Source organism: Streptomyces sp. NPDC034084 (assembly GCF_055575535.1).
On record NZ_JBVISK010000010.1, the window covers coordinates 39,161 to 56,449 of the forward strand.

Genomic DNA, 17,289 nt, shown 5'->3' on the forward strand with positions numbered 1-17,289 from the left:
AACTCCCAGGCGTCGGGCCGCCGCGCTTACGGCCATCGGCATGCTCAGCCGATCATCGCCGCAAGCAAGGCCAAGTGGGAAGCCCTCGCACCCACCGGCAGTCGGGCGGGGCCACAAGCTCTCGCCCGCCCACCGGCATACCGCCCAGGACCCCGAAAGCCTTCTCGGTCGCTGCTTCATACCGCGTCCGAGAGCAGTTGATGTGTGTCCGGATCAAGTTGCGGCGTGCCAGGTCAGAGGACCTCAAATCAGAGAAGCAGCGGGTCAGACGTTTCAGAGAGTCGTCCGGCCCTAGTCGAGATCCCGCAGGCCAAAGGCTCTCAAGTCGTCGACGCAGGCCTCACCTCTGACTGGTCGTGACAACGATGGGCGGGTGCCGGCGCTGCGTCGGTTGTACATGACGGCGACGCCGCGGTTGTGGGAGGTGGCAGATCGGGAGGATCCGCAGGGCGGTGAGCTGGTTGCGTCGATGGACGACGAGGCGGTGTTCGGGCCGGTGGTGTATCGGCTATCGCTGTCGGAGGCGATCGAGCGGGGGCTGATCGCTCGTTACCAGGTGGTGTGTGTGGACATCGCGGATCCTGGGTTGCCCGTGGTCGATCTGGCGGGAAGTGCGGGCAGGAGTGCGCGGGTGCGAGGGGCGCGGCTGGCAGCTTTGCAGACGGCGGTGATGAAGGTTGCCGCGGAGCGGCGGCTGAGGCGGTTGCTGACGTTTCATTACCGCACGGATGAGGCGGAGGCGTTCTCCAGTGGCCTGGGTGGGGTGGCGAAGGAGCTGTACGAGAGCGATCCGGGATTTTACCCAGGGGCGGACGGGGTGTGGGCTGACTGGTTGTGCGGGGAGCATAAGCCGGGGTACAGGGGTCGGGTGCTGGAGGAGTTCGCGTCGGATCCGGAGGTTGATCCGGGGGCGGCGTGGGCGCGGGTGCTGTCCTCGGTGCGGGTGCTGGGTGAGGGGGTTGATACCAAGGAGTGCGACGCGGTCGTCTTCGCGGACGTGCGGGGGTCGGCGGTCGACATCGTCCAGGCGGTGGGGCGGGCGCTTCGCATGCAGCCGGGCGAGGGCAAAGTGGCTTCTCTGGTCGTTCCTGTCTTCCTCGGCCCGGGTGAGCAGCCCGACGAGATGCTGGTCTCGGGGGCTTACGGGGAGCTGGTGAAGGTGCTGATGGCTCTTCGGGCGCACGACGCCCAGGCCGTGGAGCAGCTGGCTGCTCCTCAGGTGGCCGGCGGCCGGTCGGGCGGCGGGCTGGTGGAGGGGCCGGGCGAGGTGGGCAAGGTGGCTGCGGAGCTGTTGTCGTTCTCCCGGCCTCGGGATCCCGCGCAACTGGCCGCGTTCATCAGTCTGCGGGTTCTGCAGCCCGAGAAGCAGTTCTGGAGGCGAGGTCTGGCGGCCGCGCTGGCCTATCGCAGTGACCATGGTGATCTAGCGGTTCCGTACGAGTATCGGACCGCGGACGAGTTCGCTCTGGGTGTGTGGGTCGCCCGACAGCGCAGTGCGCGTACCCGTGGGGAGCTGAGCCAGGAGCGAGTGGGGCAGCTCGAGGAGCTCGGCATGATCTGGTCGCATACCGAGGTCGCCTTCGCCGAAGGGCTGTCAGCCGCGCGCGGGTGGGCCCTAGAGCACGGGCACCTGCTGGCGCCAACAGACGCCATGTGGGAGGGCTACGCGGTCGGCGTGTGGCTGAAGAACCAGCGGGCGGCCGCGCGGCAGGACAGGGGCGGGCAGGAGGCGGGTGGGCTGAGTACAGCTCGGCGGCGGGCCTTGGAGGACATCGACCCGTCGTGGTGCCCTGCCTGGTCGGTTGCGTGGCAGCGGTGCTTCCACCTTGCTCGTCTGCATGTCCAGGACGGGCAAGTGCTGCCCGAGCAGCCAGGACAGGTGGTGGTCCAGGGAGAGGACCTGGGGCGGTGGGCCGGCGGCCAGCGGTATGGCTGGGACAGCTTCGGGACGGTGCAGCAATGGCTGCTGAAGGAAACGCTCGGGCTCGGGCCCTTGAAGGCCGGCGAGCGGTCCGGGCCAGCGCCGCGGCGTACACGGGCTGAGGTGTGGGCGGCGAATGTGGCGGCCGCCAGTCAGTACCGGGAACGGGAGGGGCATCTGGAGGTGCCGCACCGGCATGTCGAAAAGGTCGGCGGGGATGAGTGCGCGCTGGGGGTGTTCATCGCCAACAGCCGGTCCCGTCGAACGCGGCTGGCTCCCGAGCGGATCGCAGAGCTGTCCGAACTCGGCATGCGCTGGGGGTGAGGCAAGCCCGAGGGGGTTCTCGTGCGAGTACGGCAACAGTCTCTCGTTAGCTGCGGCGGCACCAACTGGGGCTGCGGTGGAATCGAGAGGGTGGCAAGGGTTTCGAGGGAGGACGGGTCACCTGCTGCCTCTTGCTGGACGGCGGTCTCGCAGCCAATGAGCAGGAGGGGCCCAGGAGGGGCGACCTGATTCGGACATGCTTGGCCGTTCAGCGGCGAAGAGGGAACGTCACCAGAAGACTGGTGAGACTGTCCGTCTGCCGCGATGGGAGATGTGGAGCTGTGGCGCAGCAGCGCAAGGGGTACTACCGGGCACGTCATTATGTGCAGCCTTCGTCGGCTTCTGCCAGCCGGTGGAAGAAGCCGTCCACCGGCGTCATCCTGGTTGCCGGTCTTCTGGCGATCGCCGGGTGGAACACTCTGTTCGGGAGCGACTCCGGCGACACGGGGCAGAGCCCTCAGCCCCGTCCTTCCGGGGCTTCTGCGCCGGCTGATCCCGGCCGGTGACCGCGGCCACGCCATAAGGCGGAGAACCTCCGCCATGTCCTCCCCTGCTCAGCGGTGCCGCTCTGGGGTGTAGCGGCACACGGCTCTTGTGCCGCCATGGCGTTGTTGCGCAGTTCCTGCCAAGTTCTGTGCCATTGCTGGATCTGGTCGTCAGGGACGCCGCATGCGGCGAGGTAGACGGCTGCGGTGTTCCAGGTGGCGGGGAGGGTGTCGCGGTTGGTCAGCCTGCTGATGGTGCCTGTGGAGATGCGTCTGGCAGAGCGGTGGCTGACCTCCTGCTGGGTCAGTCCGCTGATTTCCCGGACCGCCGCGAGGTTCGTGAGGAAGCCGGTGATCGTGCGGATCGAGGTTGGGTCGGGCCACAGTCGGTGGTCCGGCTCTCCGCCGGCTTCGGTGGTGACGGGTGTGGTGGGGAGGTCTGCGTGGTTGCGTCCCAGCGCCAGTCGGGCTCCGGTGTTGCGGTTCCTGGCCTGGGGAACAGGATGCGCCCGGGCTTCCAGGGTCAGGCGTAGGTGCCGGTAGATGGTCTCCAGGTCGAGCAGGGGTGGGCCGCCGGGGATGCCGTGGCGCAGCGTTTCCAGGAGGGCTCCCGTGAACGCCGTGTGGGCGTCGCCGACCGGGGCCAGGGCGGTGCGCGTCTCGGCGGAGGCGGCGAGGAGGAAGGTGCCTTCCACTGCGGCCTGGTCGGCGAGGCCCTGGGATGCGCTCATCCTGCCGAGGGCGCGGCCGCTGTAACAGCAGTCGAGGAGGACGATGTGCCGCTGAGCTGGGGAGTCCAGGAGGATCTGGCGCAGCCAGTCGTAGGTAAGGCTGGTCTCGACCCGGCCGGGCTGTGTGTGTGGCAGGGCCAGGGAGAGGGCGTCATGGGGGTCGATGAGACCGTGGCCGGCGTAGTAGACGATTAGCGTGTCGGTGGCCTCTGCCGCTGCCTGGCGCAGTGGATCCATCACGGTGGCCGGGTCTGGCGGATTCTCGACGACGGTCACGTGCGAGGTGGGCATCCGCAGGGACAGCGGGCCGATCAGGAGGTCGGCAAGGGCGGTCAGGTTGTTCGAGACGGCCGGCAACTGCTCGAGATGGTCGTAGCGGCTCGTACCGATCAGTACCGCGCGTGAGGCTCCCGGGTCGGGCAGGACACTCACGTGTCGCACTCCTCGTTCCCGGCGGGGTCCAGTGCTCGGGTTGCTCGTTCGATCTCCTCGGGTGAGCAGTCGGTGAGGACGATGACCGTGTCGCCGCGGTGGATCTCTACCCGCGGTCCCTGCGGCCGGGACTGCCTCCACGCCACCAAAGCCAGCACGAACGACGCCGCACTCCACCCGTTCCCTGTCACCAACTGCAGCACGTCGAGCGCGGCGCCCATCTCTCCCGGCCGGGGAGCGCTCCCCCGCACGTCGGTCACAGCCGTCCTGCGCACGTCGGGGTCCGAACGAAGCCAGCTCTGCAACGAGCGCAGTCCCCCCGCGCCCGACTCCAGGTGCACCTCTAACCGCACTCATGCCTCCAGTAATCGGTTCTGGGCGCCGCCCCCGTTGACGGCGTTCTGTGCACATCGTCGTGCACCGGACCGGTGCCTTGCCTCGTACTCCGAAAATCTTCCTCCTTAGCCGAGGGCCGACACACGCGAACGTGGTTGCTGCTGGCACCGGGGAGGGCGCCACTTGGCTGCTGCTGTGCCGGATGGCTGTGAGTGCTGCCAGTCGTATGCCGATGCCCGGCAGCGGGTGGAGGGGAGGGCCCTCTGGTCTCGAGTAATGGTCTGCGTGGCAGGTATAGGGCCGGGGGCCCAGGGGCGCTGGATCGGGTGGGCAACGTTCGTGTGTTGCCCACCCGATGCGGTGGCGTGAGGGGGTCTCCCGGCTCCCTGAGTGGGAGTGACGCGTTGGACGTCTCGCCGGTGCGGCCAGAGAAACCGAGGGAAACGCGATGGCAAGGGACTTGTTCTGTGAGCGGCTCGTGCTCACCTCGGTCGGCGGGGTGCGGGAGGTCGACCTCGCCTACCCGGTGGTATGTGTCTTCGGGCCGATCGACACAGGCAAGACCACGTTGGTCGACTGCATCCAGTACGCGCTCGGCCTGCCGGTGGCCTGGCGGGAGGTGCCGGAGAAGCGTCTGCAGACGGTGACGCTGTTCGTGCGGATCGAGGGGATGCGGATCGGGCTGCGCCGTTCCCTGGTGGGAGACACGAAGGGCGTCGAGCTGCTGGACGGGGCCAGTGGTCAGGTCGAGGAGATCCTCGACGTGGAGGCGCGGGAGGGCAGTGATCGGCGCATCGTGGGCGAGGTGCTGCTGGACCTGCTCGGCCTCGCCGAGATGTTCGCGCCGCCGTCGGCGGTGGCACTTCTGGGAGCCGGGGCGCGGCTGACGTTCGAGCAGCTGTATGCGATGTGCTATCTCACTCAGGATCTGGTGGACGGCAGCGAGTCGGTGAGGGGCAAGGCGAATACCGCCCAGTCCTACCGGACGGTCGTCGAGCTGTTGCTGGGGCTGACCGACGGACCGATGCGGGTGCTGACAGCCCGAAAGGACGAGCTGTCCCGTACCCTCGGTGAGCTGCGCGGGCGGGCGGGCACAATCGGCGGGTTCTTGACCGGCAGCGCCGCCGAGCTCGAAACGGAGCTGGCACGCTCGCAGAGCGGGGAACAAGACGCTCTGCGGTCGCTTGAGGAGTTCAAGGGCCGGATGCGGGCCGCCACCGCGCACGCGGATCCCTTCCGGCGCCGTGTGCAGGAGCTCGAGCAGGTCCTGGAGCAGTGCCGGCGGGCGGCCCTAGACGCCGAGTACGCCCAGGTACGAGAACGCCGACGGGTCCGGCTCCTTACCGAGCAGCGGCATCACGGTCCCCAGCCGGTCTCCCCCTGCCCTGCGTGTACCGCCGATCTGAGCGATCGGCCAGTTCCGGACGGGGACTGTCCTCTGTGTCTGAGCAAGCTGGACCCCGAGGCTCTGGCGCGGGCGCTGCGGACAGCGCAGGCCTCCCTCGCCGCTGTGGAGCAGCGCTCAGTGGAGCGGGCCAAGGCACTGGGTGAGGCGCAGACAGCGTGGGAGCAGGCCAGGGCCGAGCTCGATGAGCGCACACGGGAGGACATCAGCCCACTGGCAGCGCAGATCGAACAGCTGGCCGCAGCCCATGCGACGGCCCGCATACGGACGACGATGCTGGAGCGGGAGCTGGATCCTCACCGTCGGCTGGCCGAGCTGCACCGGGCCGTCCAGGCCGCCGAGGAGGAGCTGAAGGGGGTACGGGAGGACATCCGTACCCGCAAAAACCTGCTGGCCGGGCGGAAGGTCACGCTCGGGGAGTTCGAGGAGCACTTCACCGGGCTCATCGACGCGGTCGGCCTGCCGGGCGATCCGGGGGCCCGGATCAACCACAGCTCGCTGCTGCCGCAGGTGAGGGCGGGCAACCTCACCAAGGTCGGGCACGGCGTGCGTAGCGCGATCAACGTCGTGTACCGGATGACGTTCCTGAGCTACGCGCTGGTGACCGGGGCGACCGATCTGCCGTCGCTGCTGATCGTCGACTCGCCCCGCAAGAACGTGGGGTACGGGCAAGACGACCAGGAACTCATCGGCCGGCTGTACGCGCACTTCCTCGACCACATCGCGGGTGTCCGCAGCGGCGCTACCCGTACCCGGCCGCACCAGATCATCATCGTCGACAACGACCTGCCCAGGCTCCCCAAGCGGCTGCTGGACCAGATGCACACCATCGAACTGACCCGAGAGGCCCCCCTCATCCCCTGAGCGGCTGGGTGTCGATAGCGACGAGCGAGGCACTCGTGGGTGCCTCGCTTCGCGATGTGTCCGCCTTGGGTTACGAAGCGTCGGTGGCGTTGCTGGTCGCCCACGGCACCTTTGCGCTCTCGCCCACGTATCTGTGGCCGGCGGCCATGCTGGTGTAGGTGCCCTGGTAGCCGCGTAAGTGCTCAGGGCGATGAGGACCTGGTAAAGGAGACGGTAACGGGTTCCTTTGACTCCCTCCTCGAGGTCTTGTCCCGGTTCCATGAAAACGGGGACGACGATGGTGGAGATCTTGTCGTCGCCGGGGTTCTGGCGCAGTGCGCGGCCAACTGCCTGGGTGATGTCGAGGGAGCTTTGTTTGGAGTCGGCGAAGAGGATCGAGTCGATACTGGGGACGTCGATGCCTTCGCCCAGGCAGCGACAGTTGGTCAGGACCGCTCGGTGCGGGGCGATGCCGGGGCTGGTGCTGTTGATGGGGACGGAGCCGAAATCCACGAGTGATCGTCGGCGGACAGGGGGGCTCTGCTTAGCGTTGACGGTGCCGACGAGAAGAGGGGCATGCATCTCGGGGGGCATGAGTGCTGCTGTTTCGTGGAGGGTTTCGGCGAAGATGCCGGCGGAGGCGATGAGGCGGTGGAAGGTCAGGGTCCGCCGCAGGTCGTAGAGCTTATGGGCACGCAGCAGGGCGATCTGGGCGGCTGCCACGCGCAGGCCTTCGGCGCCGGCCGATGCGATGGAGGCGTATCTCAGGACGCGGTGCAATTCGGCGTCGCTGATCTCGACGGCGACGATGCGGTAGTCCGCCAGCAGCCCCTGGTCGATCGCTTCGGCGAGGGAGATGCGGTAGACGACGGGGCCGTAGAGGCTGTGGTCGTCCATGGAGGCCACTTCGCAGCCGATCGCAACGTGCGCGCCGGATTTCTCGTCGAAGATGAGCGGGGTGGCGGTCATGTAGAGGCGGTGACGGGCGGGCAGGAGGTCGTTGTCGTGGATGACGCCCCAAGCTTTGTGGCGGTTGCCAGCGGTGCGGTGGGCTTCGTCGGCGATGACGATGTCCCAGCGCGGCAGGTGGTGACCGCGGTGGGCCCGGGCCAGCAACCGGAAGCTGCTGCTGCCGGCCTGGGTGACGGTCACCGACAAGGGCTTCGACATCGAAAACCGCACCTACCAGAACGAGGCCGGTGAGCTGAGGCTCATGGCCGGGCTGCACTCCGGGCTGGCCGGCCCGGGCAAAGGCGGCCGGTGGGAAGCACGCTTCAACCCCTACCGCCCCGATGTCGCCTGGCTGTACGACCACCGCGGCCCGGGACGGTGGATCAAGGCGGACTTCATCCACCGGCGGCTGCTCACCGACGTCCACTGGACCGTGGATCACTGGGAGGAGGCCACCGCCGCGGTCCTGGCCGACGGCGGGCGCAAGGAACACCAGGCTCAGGTCGCCCTCGCCGTGAAGGAACGGCGCCGTCGCACCCGCACCGCTCCCCCGCGCCATACCCGCACCGGGCCGTGGATCCCCTTCCAGGGCCCCGAGCTGGACGTCGAGGAGCCTGCGGTCAACCCGTACGCCGGCATCGGTGAGATCGATCTGGACTCGATCACTCCGTACGAATCCCTGCCGATCCCGGCGCGACCGACCGCCCAACCGGTCGGCGCCGTCTCCCTGCCGTCTGACAGGGACGGGCTGGCTTCCCTGTTCGGGGACACCGCGCCTGACGACGACCTCGGTGAGGCCCCGGACCCCGCATGCGGCCTGGGCCTGCCAGGAAGCACCGAAAGCGTTGAAGGAGAGATGTGAAGGCGACCACGGCGCTCCAGAAGCAGCAGGAGGAACGGGCCCTGCAGCGGGCGCAGCTGGCGCCGATGCGCCCGGAATGGATCTACCGCCGGCAGGGGTGGAACAGCTTCACGCGCGAAGACATCGCCCAGCCCGGCCTGGCCGAGCATCCCCCGCTGGCGACGGAGGATGAACGCCTCAGCGACCCCCGCCTGGCCTACCACGCCCACCTGAAGCTGGTGTCCCACCGGGGCTACGACGAGGTCTTGATGGCATCGTTCCGGGTCGTGATGGTCAACAGTGAGCGGCGGGAGGGGATCCTGGACCGGGTGATCGACGGCATGAGCGGCACCGGCAAGTCCCTGCTGCTGCGGGCTATCGGCCGCACGGTCCAGCGCGACATCGAAGACCGCAGCGGAGGCGAGCTGGGCGCGCACATCCCGGTCGTCCACATCCTCGCGCCGGCCGACACCGACAGCAAGATCAACTGGGTGTGGGAGATCGCCTGCTTCCTCGGCCTCAACCCCGAGCCCCTCAACGAGAACGACCTCCTGCGCTGGCGCAGCTATCCCGACCTGTCAGTGCCGGTCAACTACGTCCTGGAGAACGCCCTCACGCGGCTGCTGCTCGTCGACGACATCCAGCGCGTGCAGCCCCACCAGCTCGCCCCGGTCCTGCACTACTTTGACTACCTGCGCAACCGGCTCGGCATCACCACGATCTTCTGCGGCACCGGCGCCGCCGACATCGTCTACGAGGCCCGCGCGATCGCCGACCGGCATGAAGTCGCCGTGCAAAGGCACCTCACACGCCGCGCAGCGCACAGGCCCAGCCAGCAGGACACTCCGCACAAGGAGCAGGCGCCTTCTTTGCTGCCCATCACCTGGCTCGACCCGATCCCGTTCAACGCTCAGGACAAGGACTCATGGCTGCAGGTCCTGGCTGGGTACGAGAAGCATCTCAGCCTGCACAACCTGAGCAAGCATGCCCTGACCGAGCACCACGAGTACCTCCATAACCGCACCGGCGGTTACTTCCTCGCTCTGTCCCAGCTGATCTGCCAGGCAGCCACCCTCGCGATCCTGACCGGAACCGAGAACATCACCCGCGCCGAGCTCGACGCCATCGACATCGGCCGCAGGCACTGACGCAGAGACGCCCCCCGCTGCGCTGGAGTGCGCGTGCTGGGACGAGTTCCGGCGGTGGGGCCGGGAACCGTTGGCCCCTGGGCGTCGCTGGTGCATCGCCAGGCAGGCTCACCGCGACTCCCCTACCAGCGGCTGCGGAGTTGCCCGTGTCTCCTGCGCAGCCAGCTGGGATCGTGCAGACTTCGGCGCCGAAACCGAGATCCGGGACTGATGCCGGGGTTAGCGCTCGGTGAGGTCCCGGACGTCCCGGCCCGCTCCCGCCGCCGCTGGCTCGCCGGCCGCTTCGCGGGGGCAGCTGTCTGAGACTGTTGCGCAGGCAGTGGCCCAAAGCGCACGTCTGCCAGCGATGAGGTGTGATGAGGTTGCCTCATGGGGTCCCGACCTAAGCGCCACAAGATGCGCAACAAGAAGCTGCGGCATCGTTCCAGTTCCGCGCCGCCGGTGACCGACCCGCACGTACAGATGCTGGTGAATTCCGTGGCGGAGTTGACTGCGCTCATGGCCGCCCTTGATGGAGAAGATCCTGCAGCGGCTGCCGATGCGGCATTCACCACGGCGGTCGAGGGGTTCGTCGAGAAGGTGGCGCGGTTCGACGCGATCCGGCTGATCGAGGTGGCTCGCCAGCGGTTCCTGCCGTTCATGGCTGCGGGAGACGTTCCGAACCCTGTTGAGGCGAACACCGCGCATCTGGAACTACTGACACTGGTTGCCTACGCCCTCCAGCAGGATGCTGAGGCACGCGTACCGGCTCCATCCGAGTTCCAGGAGATGAGCCGGTACATCGCCGGGGCGGCAGCTGAGCTCGACAAGATCCTGCATCTCGCCCAGTTGCGATCGTTTGCTGCCACCGACCCGGCCGACCAGCTGGCTTCGGTGTCGCTGCTCATTCGCAGCGCCGAGGTATGGATGCGCAACTCGTCCTACCCCGAGATGGTCACGACAACGAACCTCGCGCTTCTTGATGGCAACCCAAGCGTCCGCGCTGCGTTGAAGGAGCATCTCGGATTTGACGCTCACGATGCCCTGGCTGTCCTCAGCGCCTGCAATGACCTGCAAATGGATGCCCTGAACCAGCGGCTGCGGACCATGGGCGACATCGTGACGGGTGCCATGGCCGCGACGCAGAAGGGCCGACTCGACGATGAGGTGAAGGAGTCGGCCAGGTCCAGCCTTCAGTCCGTATTCGAACCCAGCGCCGACCAGGCCACCGTCTCCGTCGATGACATCACCGCACGCACGGGCGTCCCCGCGACACGTGTCAGGGCCGTCGTCGAGCAGTTCCGGCTCGCCCTGAAAGCCGATACCGCGGCGGACGTCATCGATGCCTTCACCACCGGCAGCAACCCCCTGCGCGCCCGGCCGCTCCTAGTCACCGGCAACGGGCGGCTCATGCTGCCGCATCCAGCGCTGCACGTGTTCGCGGTCCGGGAGAACCTGGAGGAGTACCTGAAGACGCTTGCGCCGGTGTGGAGTCAGTACGCCAAGCACCGCGGGGAACTTCTCGAGTCCCGCACCCGCCGTGCACTGGACCGGGTGTTCCCCGGCGCCCGATTCCGCGACGCGTTCGAGTACTACGTGCCCGCCAACGACGACGAGGCCCAGGCCGCAGATCCGGCGAAGTACACCAAGCGCGTCGAGGGCGACCACCTCATCGTCCTCGACGATGTCGCCGTCATCGTCGAGGACAAGGCCGTCGCGCTCAGCGCACTGTCCCGCGGAGGGAAGAAGACACGCATCCGCACCGATCTGACCGGCATCATCACGAAGGCAGCCGAACAATCCGGCCGCATGCGCGACGCGATCGAACGAGACGGCGGCCTGCGTGTCGAAAAGAAGGCTGGGTCGACCTCAGCGGCATCCGCGAGATCCACACCATAGCCGTCAGTCTCGACGACATCTCCACCGTCCTGACCGCCACCGCGGAACTCGTACGTGCCGGGCTGCTGAGCATCGACAACATTCCCTGGACGGTGTCCCTGCACGACCTCGAGCTCATCACCGAGCTCGTCGCGCACCCCGCACAGTTCCTGCTCTACCTGCGCCGGCGCCGCGACCCCGACGTCACCGTCATGTTCCACGCCTCGGACGAACTCGACCTCTTCCTCTACTTCTTCGAAGCCGGCCTGTTCGTCGAACCCGACCCGGTCCAAGTATGCGCGGCGTTCCCGTTCCTCCCCGAGCCGACCGCCGCCGATCTCCGCAGGTACAGCGCACAAACGCCTGCGCTTGTGACCAGCCGGACCGACGCGCTCGACGCCTGGTTTCACGCCAGAAGGCATGGCAGCTCGGGAGCCGGCACCGCGCCCAAACCCGCGATGGCGCCCGCGCCGCTGCTGCCTCTCGCCGAAGAACTGCGAACACGAGACGTCCAAGGCTGGCTCAGTATCGGAGCGACGCTACTGGCCTTGGAGTCGACCACGCAGCGCAAGGTGGCGCGGTACGGCGACACCCTCCTCAACAACCCGAACCCCTCGGGACAGGGCCGCAGCCTAGCGATGCCGCTCACCCCCGGCGCCGACCCAGCCGAGGGATGGCTGCTGGCATGGGCTACCCGACCAGCCGGGCACGACCCCGGCGCTGTTGAGAAGCACGCCCGCGGCTACCTGCGCGCCAAGAAACACCAGCTCGGCCTGCCGCGAGGCGTCATCTTCCTCTACGACAAAGCGACACGTGAACTCGCCGGGGCTTTCTACGACGGCCACATCGGCCCGCTCAACGCAGCCACCGCCACCGTGCAGACCCTGCGCCCCGCAACGGATCTGCGAACGCTGCATCCCAACGCCAAGCGGCCACCACGACGGGGCAAAGCTCCAGGCAGGCCGACGAAGTAGGTGGCTCAAACCGCTGCATGGCTTGTGACGGCCGGCAACCTCACCGTCTGCAGCAGCCGATAGCCGGGGCGAGCAGCGCCGCGCAGAACCCCCGGGGTCTGCGCGGCGCACCGGACACCACGCCAGGCCGACTGCAGCTGAGCGGCGTGCCTGCCACCCTCAGCCGGTGTACCGGACTTCGGGATAGGCGACACGGCCCGGATCGTCGTGGGAGAGCAGTCCAGCCGGGTCGATCAGAGGCACCACTGCTTCGTAGAGGTCGTCGCCTGCGGGGTTCGACTGGCCGTCGTGCCGCTCAGCCACGGCGAATCCTGCGCCTGAGACCAGGTCCGCAAGCTGAAGCGAGGGGTGATCCGTGGATTTCCCCCTCACAAGCTCCCCCAGGTGGACTCCGTAGGAGAGATAGCGAAACTCGGGAAGCGTACGGCCGCGTGCTTCGTCTTCGATGCGGTCTAGGTTGGTGTCGGTCATGGCTCGCTGATCATCGAGCAGGAAATTGACCCGCCCCAGCTTCTTGGACCAGTTCGCGATGATCGCAGCGGTCGCAGGGATGAGGGGTTCAAGCGACTGCCCAAGGACTGCATCAGGGCCGTGAGCCTCCTTAAGGTACTCCGCGGATTCTTCCTTCGTCGCGCGCAGGGCGGCAAGAGCGTCGGTGACCTTGCGTCGCCGGGACTGTGCCCATGCCTCCTCTACGAGGTGGTGGAAGTCCTCGACAGTGACGCTATGGTCATGGTTCTTCGCCGCCGCGAAGGCAACGGTGGTGGACAGCAGGCACCCGAAGAGCTCCGGCCCCAGAGCTCGGGGGCCTTCCGCGAAGAGGCTGCGTGCCATCTGACGAGCACGGTCTGTGTTGCGGATATCGCGCCCTTGCTTGGCTTCTTTCTCTTCAATGAACAGGTCGATCAGCTTCCCCACGATGAAGTAGTGCTTGTCGACCAGATACACCGATGCCCGCTCATGCAGAACCCCTCCGGGTGCGAGCATCCTGGCCAGCACTGAGCGGCGCGGGCTGTTGCGCGGCCCGGTGAACGCCTTGGAGAATTTCACCTCGGCTGCCTGAAGACGCGTCGCCGTGCGTATCTCCTCCACGATCGGTGCCGCCTCGTCGTCGCTGATGGCGACTGTACCGATGGACAGATACCGGCTGCGCCGCTGACCGTAGAGCTGATCACCGTCCCAGCCCGATTCGTCCAAGGCCACCCACTGCCCGAGGTCCTTGGTTTCGTCGGTCGGACGGAGCCGGTTGCGGCGGGCGAAGTTCGGCCCGAGCAGACCTGTGCCAGGGTTCGGCTGGCGAGAGGGATCGTTCACTGCGCCATCGTCTGACAGCTCGTTCGTTGTCGGCAACGAGTTTGGCCGGGCCGACAAACCGTGCTTGGCGCGCCTCGGACTGACATCCCGAACCAAGCTGGCGGCGCTACGCCGATGACCGCCACGGGTCCACCTCGCACCTGCCCCTGGGAAGAACACGTCGCGTACGGGCATGGCCGGCTTCCGGGGAGGAGGAGCGCCACTACCTGAACAGTAGACTCGAGTATCCCCCACTACCCCTTTGACCTGCACAAACAGGAAGGCGATCCCATGGGATTCTCGCGATACTTACGCGAATCCCATTCATTCGACGGAGCTGCAGCTCACACACCCTCGGCTGCAGACACCGCTCAAGATCCCCTGGTCAGGCGCGTTCCCTCGTCCCTTTGCCGGGTTGGGGCTGGCTGACCCGGAGTCAGGGGCGAGGCCGAGGAAGACCAGAGTAGAAGGCAGGCCCCGGTGCATCAGGCTGATGCACATGTAGCTTTGGCGGAACGGGGCAACACCCCCAAGGGCTGTCCCACAAAGATCTTGAAGTCGCCTCGGGCAAGCGGGCCGCCGTCGCAGGGTAGCTCTTATTTCAATAATTGACGCGATAACCACGCGCGCCACTGAAGCGCCCGGACGCTCCTCTAACCCGCGACCCAGGATGCGCGAATTGAATACTCGACCTAGACTTTTATGCAACTAGATGCCGCGCTCTCTGAGCCACGGTGAACGCCGGGTCGACTCTGCGACGTCACCGACCGGCCGCCAAGACGCAGCCCGGAGGCACAGGGATCGGATGATCAGATAGGTCACCTCAAGTGCCGTCAATTATTGGACTGCTGCGCGGCAACACGGAATCTGGCAGGTCTTTGGAGGTCGCCATGCGAACCCACCGAGCAATCATATTCGCTGCGGCAGTGCTGGCACTGACCGGAAGTGTACCTATGGCGTCAGCATCCACCGTGGGGCTCGCGGAGACTACAGCGTCTGTTAATGCAGGTCCGCACCTCATCCCCACGCTGGGGATCAACGGTGCCAGAATCACGAGCACTAACTACAGCAGCCGCTCCGGCTGGAATTTCGCCGTCGATTGGAATGTGAACTTCTCCCAATTCGACAGAACCTCCGGAGCCCGATTCGAAACATGGTGTGACATGTGGGAGCAGGACAGCGATGATGACGACCTCATCAAGCGCGGTAGGCACGGTGCCATTTCTCCTGTTGACGGGCCATTCAACGTAAAGTTCAGTAGTTCTAGTTCCAGCCTAGACACCGAATTGGGAGCCGAAGAGATCTACTTCCGATGCTTCGTTAGAAACACGGACACCGGTCAACAACTATCGAGTTACAGTCCGCGCATTCAACTCGGAGTCTGAACATCAGGGACAGCCTCAGCCCGAGGAGGGCCGGGGTTGTCACGGCCCACTCGATGAACTCCGCGATCGCGGCCACCGGCACCAGCCAGTCCAGGGCGAGCGTGGACACGGGTGGTTCTCCTTCAGTCAGGGGCGCTCCGGGTGAGCGCGGGGGTCACAGTCCGGCGTGGCGGGCGGTTGATCCAGTTCTCGCGAATCCGTTCACCGCCCCACGGGGGCAGGGCTTGGAGGGGATTCGCGGACGCTTGACGGACGCCGGGGACACGGGCTGCCAGGCCGGTGAGAGCACCTTGCGACGCGGCACAGCTAGGCCCGCAACCCCCGATCACGACGGGCACGACGAAGGCCGCATTCAATACCTGACCTGGGGTTTCCCGGGCGGTCGGGGTATTGAATGCGGCTCTCAGGAACTGTTACGAGCAGTGCCGATCGAGCGTGCCTACGACTTAGTTGTGTGGGGGTGCGGCCGAGATGTTCGGGCAGCACCCTGGTGACCTGCGTCATAGATACGAAACGGGGCGGGGTTGCCCTACAAGTTGCCTCCAGGTTCTCGGGCCGGGAGGCGGCGCGGCGCTGTGGCCTGCGAGTCAAGGGGTCCTGGCGGGCGGGTGGTGGCGCCGACTACTTCTGTACAGGACCCCGTTCAGGGCCTACAGAAGCCGCCCTGAGGAAACCGTCACCTTGCACGGTGGCGCCGCCAGTTCACACACCCACGGCGGCGACGGCCTGCTGATCGCACACGGCGAGGAAGATCATTCTTGCCCAACTGGGCAAGTGTTCCTCGCCCTGGTGCCGGGGCACAGCGAGAAGTTGGGGCGGCCCGGCGGTACTGCCCCCAGAGCGCATCGGCGGTCCAGTCGCCGGCGGCGGCATGCTCGGCAGCCGTCATCGCCTGCGGATCCCGGACAGGCGGCTCGGGCAGATCAGTGCGGCCGGCCCCCGGGCACGGCGTCGTGCGGTGCTCACCGCACCGGCACCACGCCAACCGGCCCTGTAACCGGTAACCGCGGCTGCGGCCCCGCCCCGGGCGCCGGCCCGTGCCCGGTCCTCACCGACACCTCTTGTTCCGGCTATTGCGGAGAAAGACACCTTGTGCAGTTAAGCCGTCAAGAGCAGCTCGGAGCAAGGACGGTTTCCGCGTGTTCCGGGGCGGTCATGCAGCGACTCCGCCAAGTGGCCTGACCTGGCTAATAACGCCGAACGCTCTCCGGGACGGTGGGGGCATCACCCCAGCCACATCATTCGCAACCGCTGACGCACGGCGGGACGGACACGGACGGGAACGTTCAACTGCTCTGCCGTCCGTGCCGCAAGCAAATGATCGTCAGGACTTCAGGGTCGCTGGTCCACCGTTCTCAGGCTCGTACTACTGGTGCGCCCACCACGTGGCGGCGGTTCCTGCGGCTGTCGCTGCTAGCGACACAGCCACACGGGCACGCGCTGAATCGTCAAATGCAACCCCCACAACGTAGTTCTAGTGCTGGTTGTGGTGGGGTGCCCGCGTTGTGGCTCATGTCGGAGTCCTCACGTCGGGCTGTGCTCGGCTTGGGCTGCATGTCCTGTCGCTCCTGTCGCGCGCCATTGCGTGACGTAGGTGAAGGAAGGAATGACACAGCGCCACCGCGAAGCGTGTTTGATCGCCACCGACGCTAGGGCTGAACGAAGTCTGGGGCGAACTCCCTTCCCAGGTCATGTATTCAGCCTAGGACCCCGGGCCCCCTCGACGTCATGCACAAATCCGGGCGCGGCATTTGACACCCCGTACTCTTCTGCATTTGCGCAACTCGCTGACCTGCAATCGGACGTGCGCTGCGCCCAACGTTGACCTGAACCGGGCCCCGGCGGTGTGCAGGTAGTAGCGCTGGAGGTGTCCCCGCTTGGCACCGACTTCCACGGTGTGCACTCGGCAAGGGGTAGTCGAAGGCGGCGACGCGCCGGCGTGTCCAGTGAGCAGGGGGCTTCGATGCCCCTACAAACTATCGCGCTGATCACGACATCGGCCTATCACGCTGGTCCAGTCATCGCGGCGGACAACAACCTGCGGGTGGATCACGATGTGGATGCCGCGGCCCTGGCGGGCAGCTCGTTCGTCACGGAGGCCCACGAGGAGCGGCATACGTCGGTGACCACCTCGACCACGGAGTGGCTGGAGGTCCAGCCGTTCTCCTCCACCGTGGGAGTGTGCACCCGCACGGTGGCCGTACACCCCGGGCCCTGCCCTTTACTCAGTACCGGGCGGGGTCAGGCGGACGTAGACACGCACGCACCATGCTTCCGCGGTGCGCCTGACAGCGATCGACAAACCCGCCGCCGGTACCTCGCCCCCCTGCTCAGCGGCCAACTAGAACGCTCGATGGCCAACT

12 protein-coding genes and 1 pseudogene are annotated in these 17,289 nt (G+C 66.9%); 8 read left to right on the forward strand and 5 right to left on the reverse strand.

From position 1 onward, the window contains the following. Positions 1–373 precede the first annotated feature (373 nt). Positions 374–2,245: a helicase associated domain-containing protein gene (locus ACZ51I_RS29295; RefSeq protein WP_468881772.1), complete on the forward strand. Its 1,872-nt coding sequence runs from the start codon at positions 374–376 to the stop codon at positions 2,243–2,245. 457 nt (positions 2,246–2,702) lie between these two features. On the opposite strand, the gene ACZ51I_RS29300 is transcribed toward ACZ51I_RS29295, so the two are convergent. Together ACZ51I_RS29300 and ACZ51I_RS29305 are read right to left on the reverse strand one after the other, a co-directional pair. Continuing rightward, a complete protein-coding gene (locus ACZ51I_RS29300) occupies positions 2,703–3,893 on the reverse strand; it encodes a caspase, EACC1-associated type (RefSeq protein WP_468881775.1) in 1,191 nt (396 codons plus the stop codon). Continuing rightward, positions 3,890–4,246: an effector-associated constant component EACC1 gene (locus ACZ51I_RS29305; RefSeq protein WP_388903462.1), complete on the reverse strand. Its 357-nt coding sequence runs from the start codon at positions 4,244–4,246 to the stop codon at positions 3,890–3,892. The genes ACZ51I_RS29300 and ACZ51I_RS29305 overlap by 4 nt, the downstream gene beginning before the upstream one ends. Positions 4,247–4,677: 431 nt before the next feature. Between ACZ51I_RS29305 and ACZ51I_RS29310 the strand changes: the two genes are divergently transcribed. The 6 genes from ACZ51I_RS29310 to ACZ51I_RS29335 all read left to right on the forward strand — a co-directional run bounded on the left by ACZ51I_RS29310 (position 4,678) and on the right by ACZ51I_RS29335 (position 12,248). Beyond that, positions 4,678–6,498 carry a hypothetical protein gene (locus ACZ51I_RS29310; RefSeq protein ID WP_468881777.1) on the forward strand — a complete coding sequence of 607 codons (1,821 nt, stop codon included), beginning with the start codon at positions 4,678–4,680 and terminating at the stop codon, positions 6,496–6,498. Between the two features lie 555 nt (positions 6,499–7,053). Beyond that, complete coding sequence (locus ACZ51I_RS29315) at positions 7,054–7,680, forward strand: hypothetical protein (RefSeq protein WP_468881779.1); 627 nt, start codon at positions 7,054–7,056, stop codon at positions 7,678–7,680. Beyond that, on the forward strand, positions 7,619–8,290 hold the full coding sequence (locus ACZ51I_RS29320; RefSeq protein ID WP_468881781.1) for a hypothetical protein: 672 nt from the start codon (positions 7,619–7,621) through the stop codon (positions 8,288–8,290). Before ACZ51I_RS29315 ends, ACZ51I_RS29320 begins: the two co-directional genes overlap by 62 nt. Further along, positions 8,287–9,417, forward strand: coding sequence for an ATP-binding protein (locus tag ACZ51I_RS29325; protein ID WP_468881782.1), 1,131 nt, complete (start codon positions 8,287–8,289; stop codon positions 9,415–9,417). The genes ACZ51I_RS29320 and ACZ51I_RS29325 overlap by 4 nt, the downstream gene beginning before the upstream one ends. A gap of 396 nt (positions 9,418–9,813) precedes the next feature. Then, complete coding sequence (locus ACZ51I_RS29330; RefSeq protein ID WP_468881785.1) at positions 9,814–11,295, forward strand: hypothetical protein; 1,482 nt, start codon at positions 9,814–9,816, stop codon at positions 11,293–11,295. Positions 11,296–11,387: 92 nt separating this feature from the next. Continuing rightward, positions 11,388–12,248 (forward strand): hypothetical protein, encoded by an 861-nt coding sequence (locus tag ACZ51I_RS29335; protein ID WP_468881787.1) that lies wholly within the window; start codon positions 11,388–11,390, stop codon positions 12,246–12,248. Positions 12,249–12,407: 159 nt separating this feature from the next. Here the strand turns inward: ACZ51I_RS29335 and ACZ51I_RS29340 are convergent, their stop codons facing one another. Then, positions 12,408–13,562, reverse strand: coding sequence for a hypothetical protein (locus ACZ51I_RS29340; protein ID WP_468881789.1), 1,155 nt, complete (start codon positions 13,560–13,562; stop codon positions 12,408–12,410). Positions 13,563–14,861: 1,299 nt separating this feature from the next. Continuing rightward, the gene (locus ACZ51I_RS29345) at positions 14,862–15,035 is read right to left on the reverse strand and encodes a hypothetical protein (protein ID WP_468881792.1); all 174 of its coding nucleotides are present in this window, start codon (positions 15,033–15,035) and stop codon (positions 14,862–14,864) included. Between the two features lie 1,106 nt (positions 15,036–16,141). Here ACZ51I_RS29345 and ACZ51I_RS29350 point away from each other — a divergent pair. After that, on the forward strand, positions 16,142–16,579 hold the full coding sequence (locus ACZ51I_RS29350; RefSeq protein WP_468881795.1) for an HNH endonuclease: 438 nt from the start codon (positions 16,142–16,144) through the stop codon (positions 16,577–16,579). Positions 16,580–16,946: 367 nt separating this feature from the next. On the opposite strand, the pseudogene ACZ51I_RS29355 reads toward ACZ51I_RS29350, so the two are convergent. Then, positions 16,947–17,137 (reverse strand): annotated as a pseudogene (locus ACZ51I_RS29355) (hypothetical protein); the annotation flags it as partial. Positions 17,138–17,289: the final 152 nt, after the last annotated feature.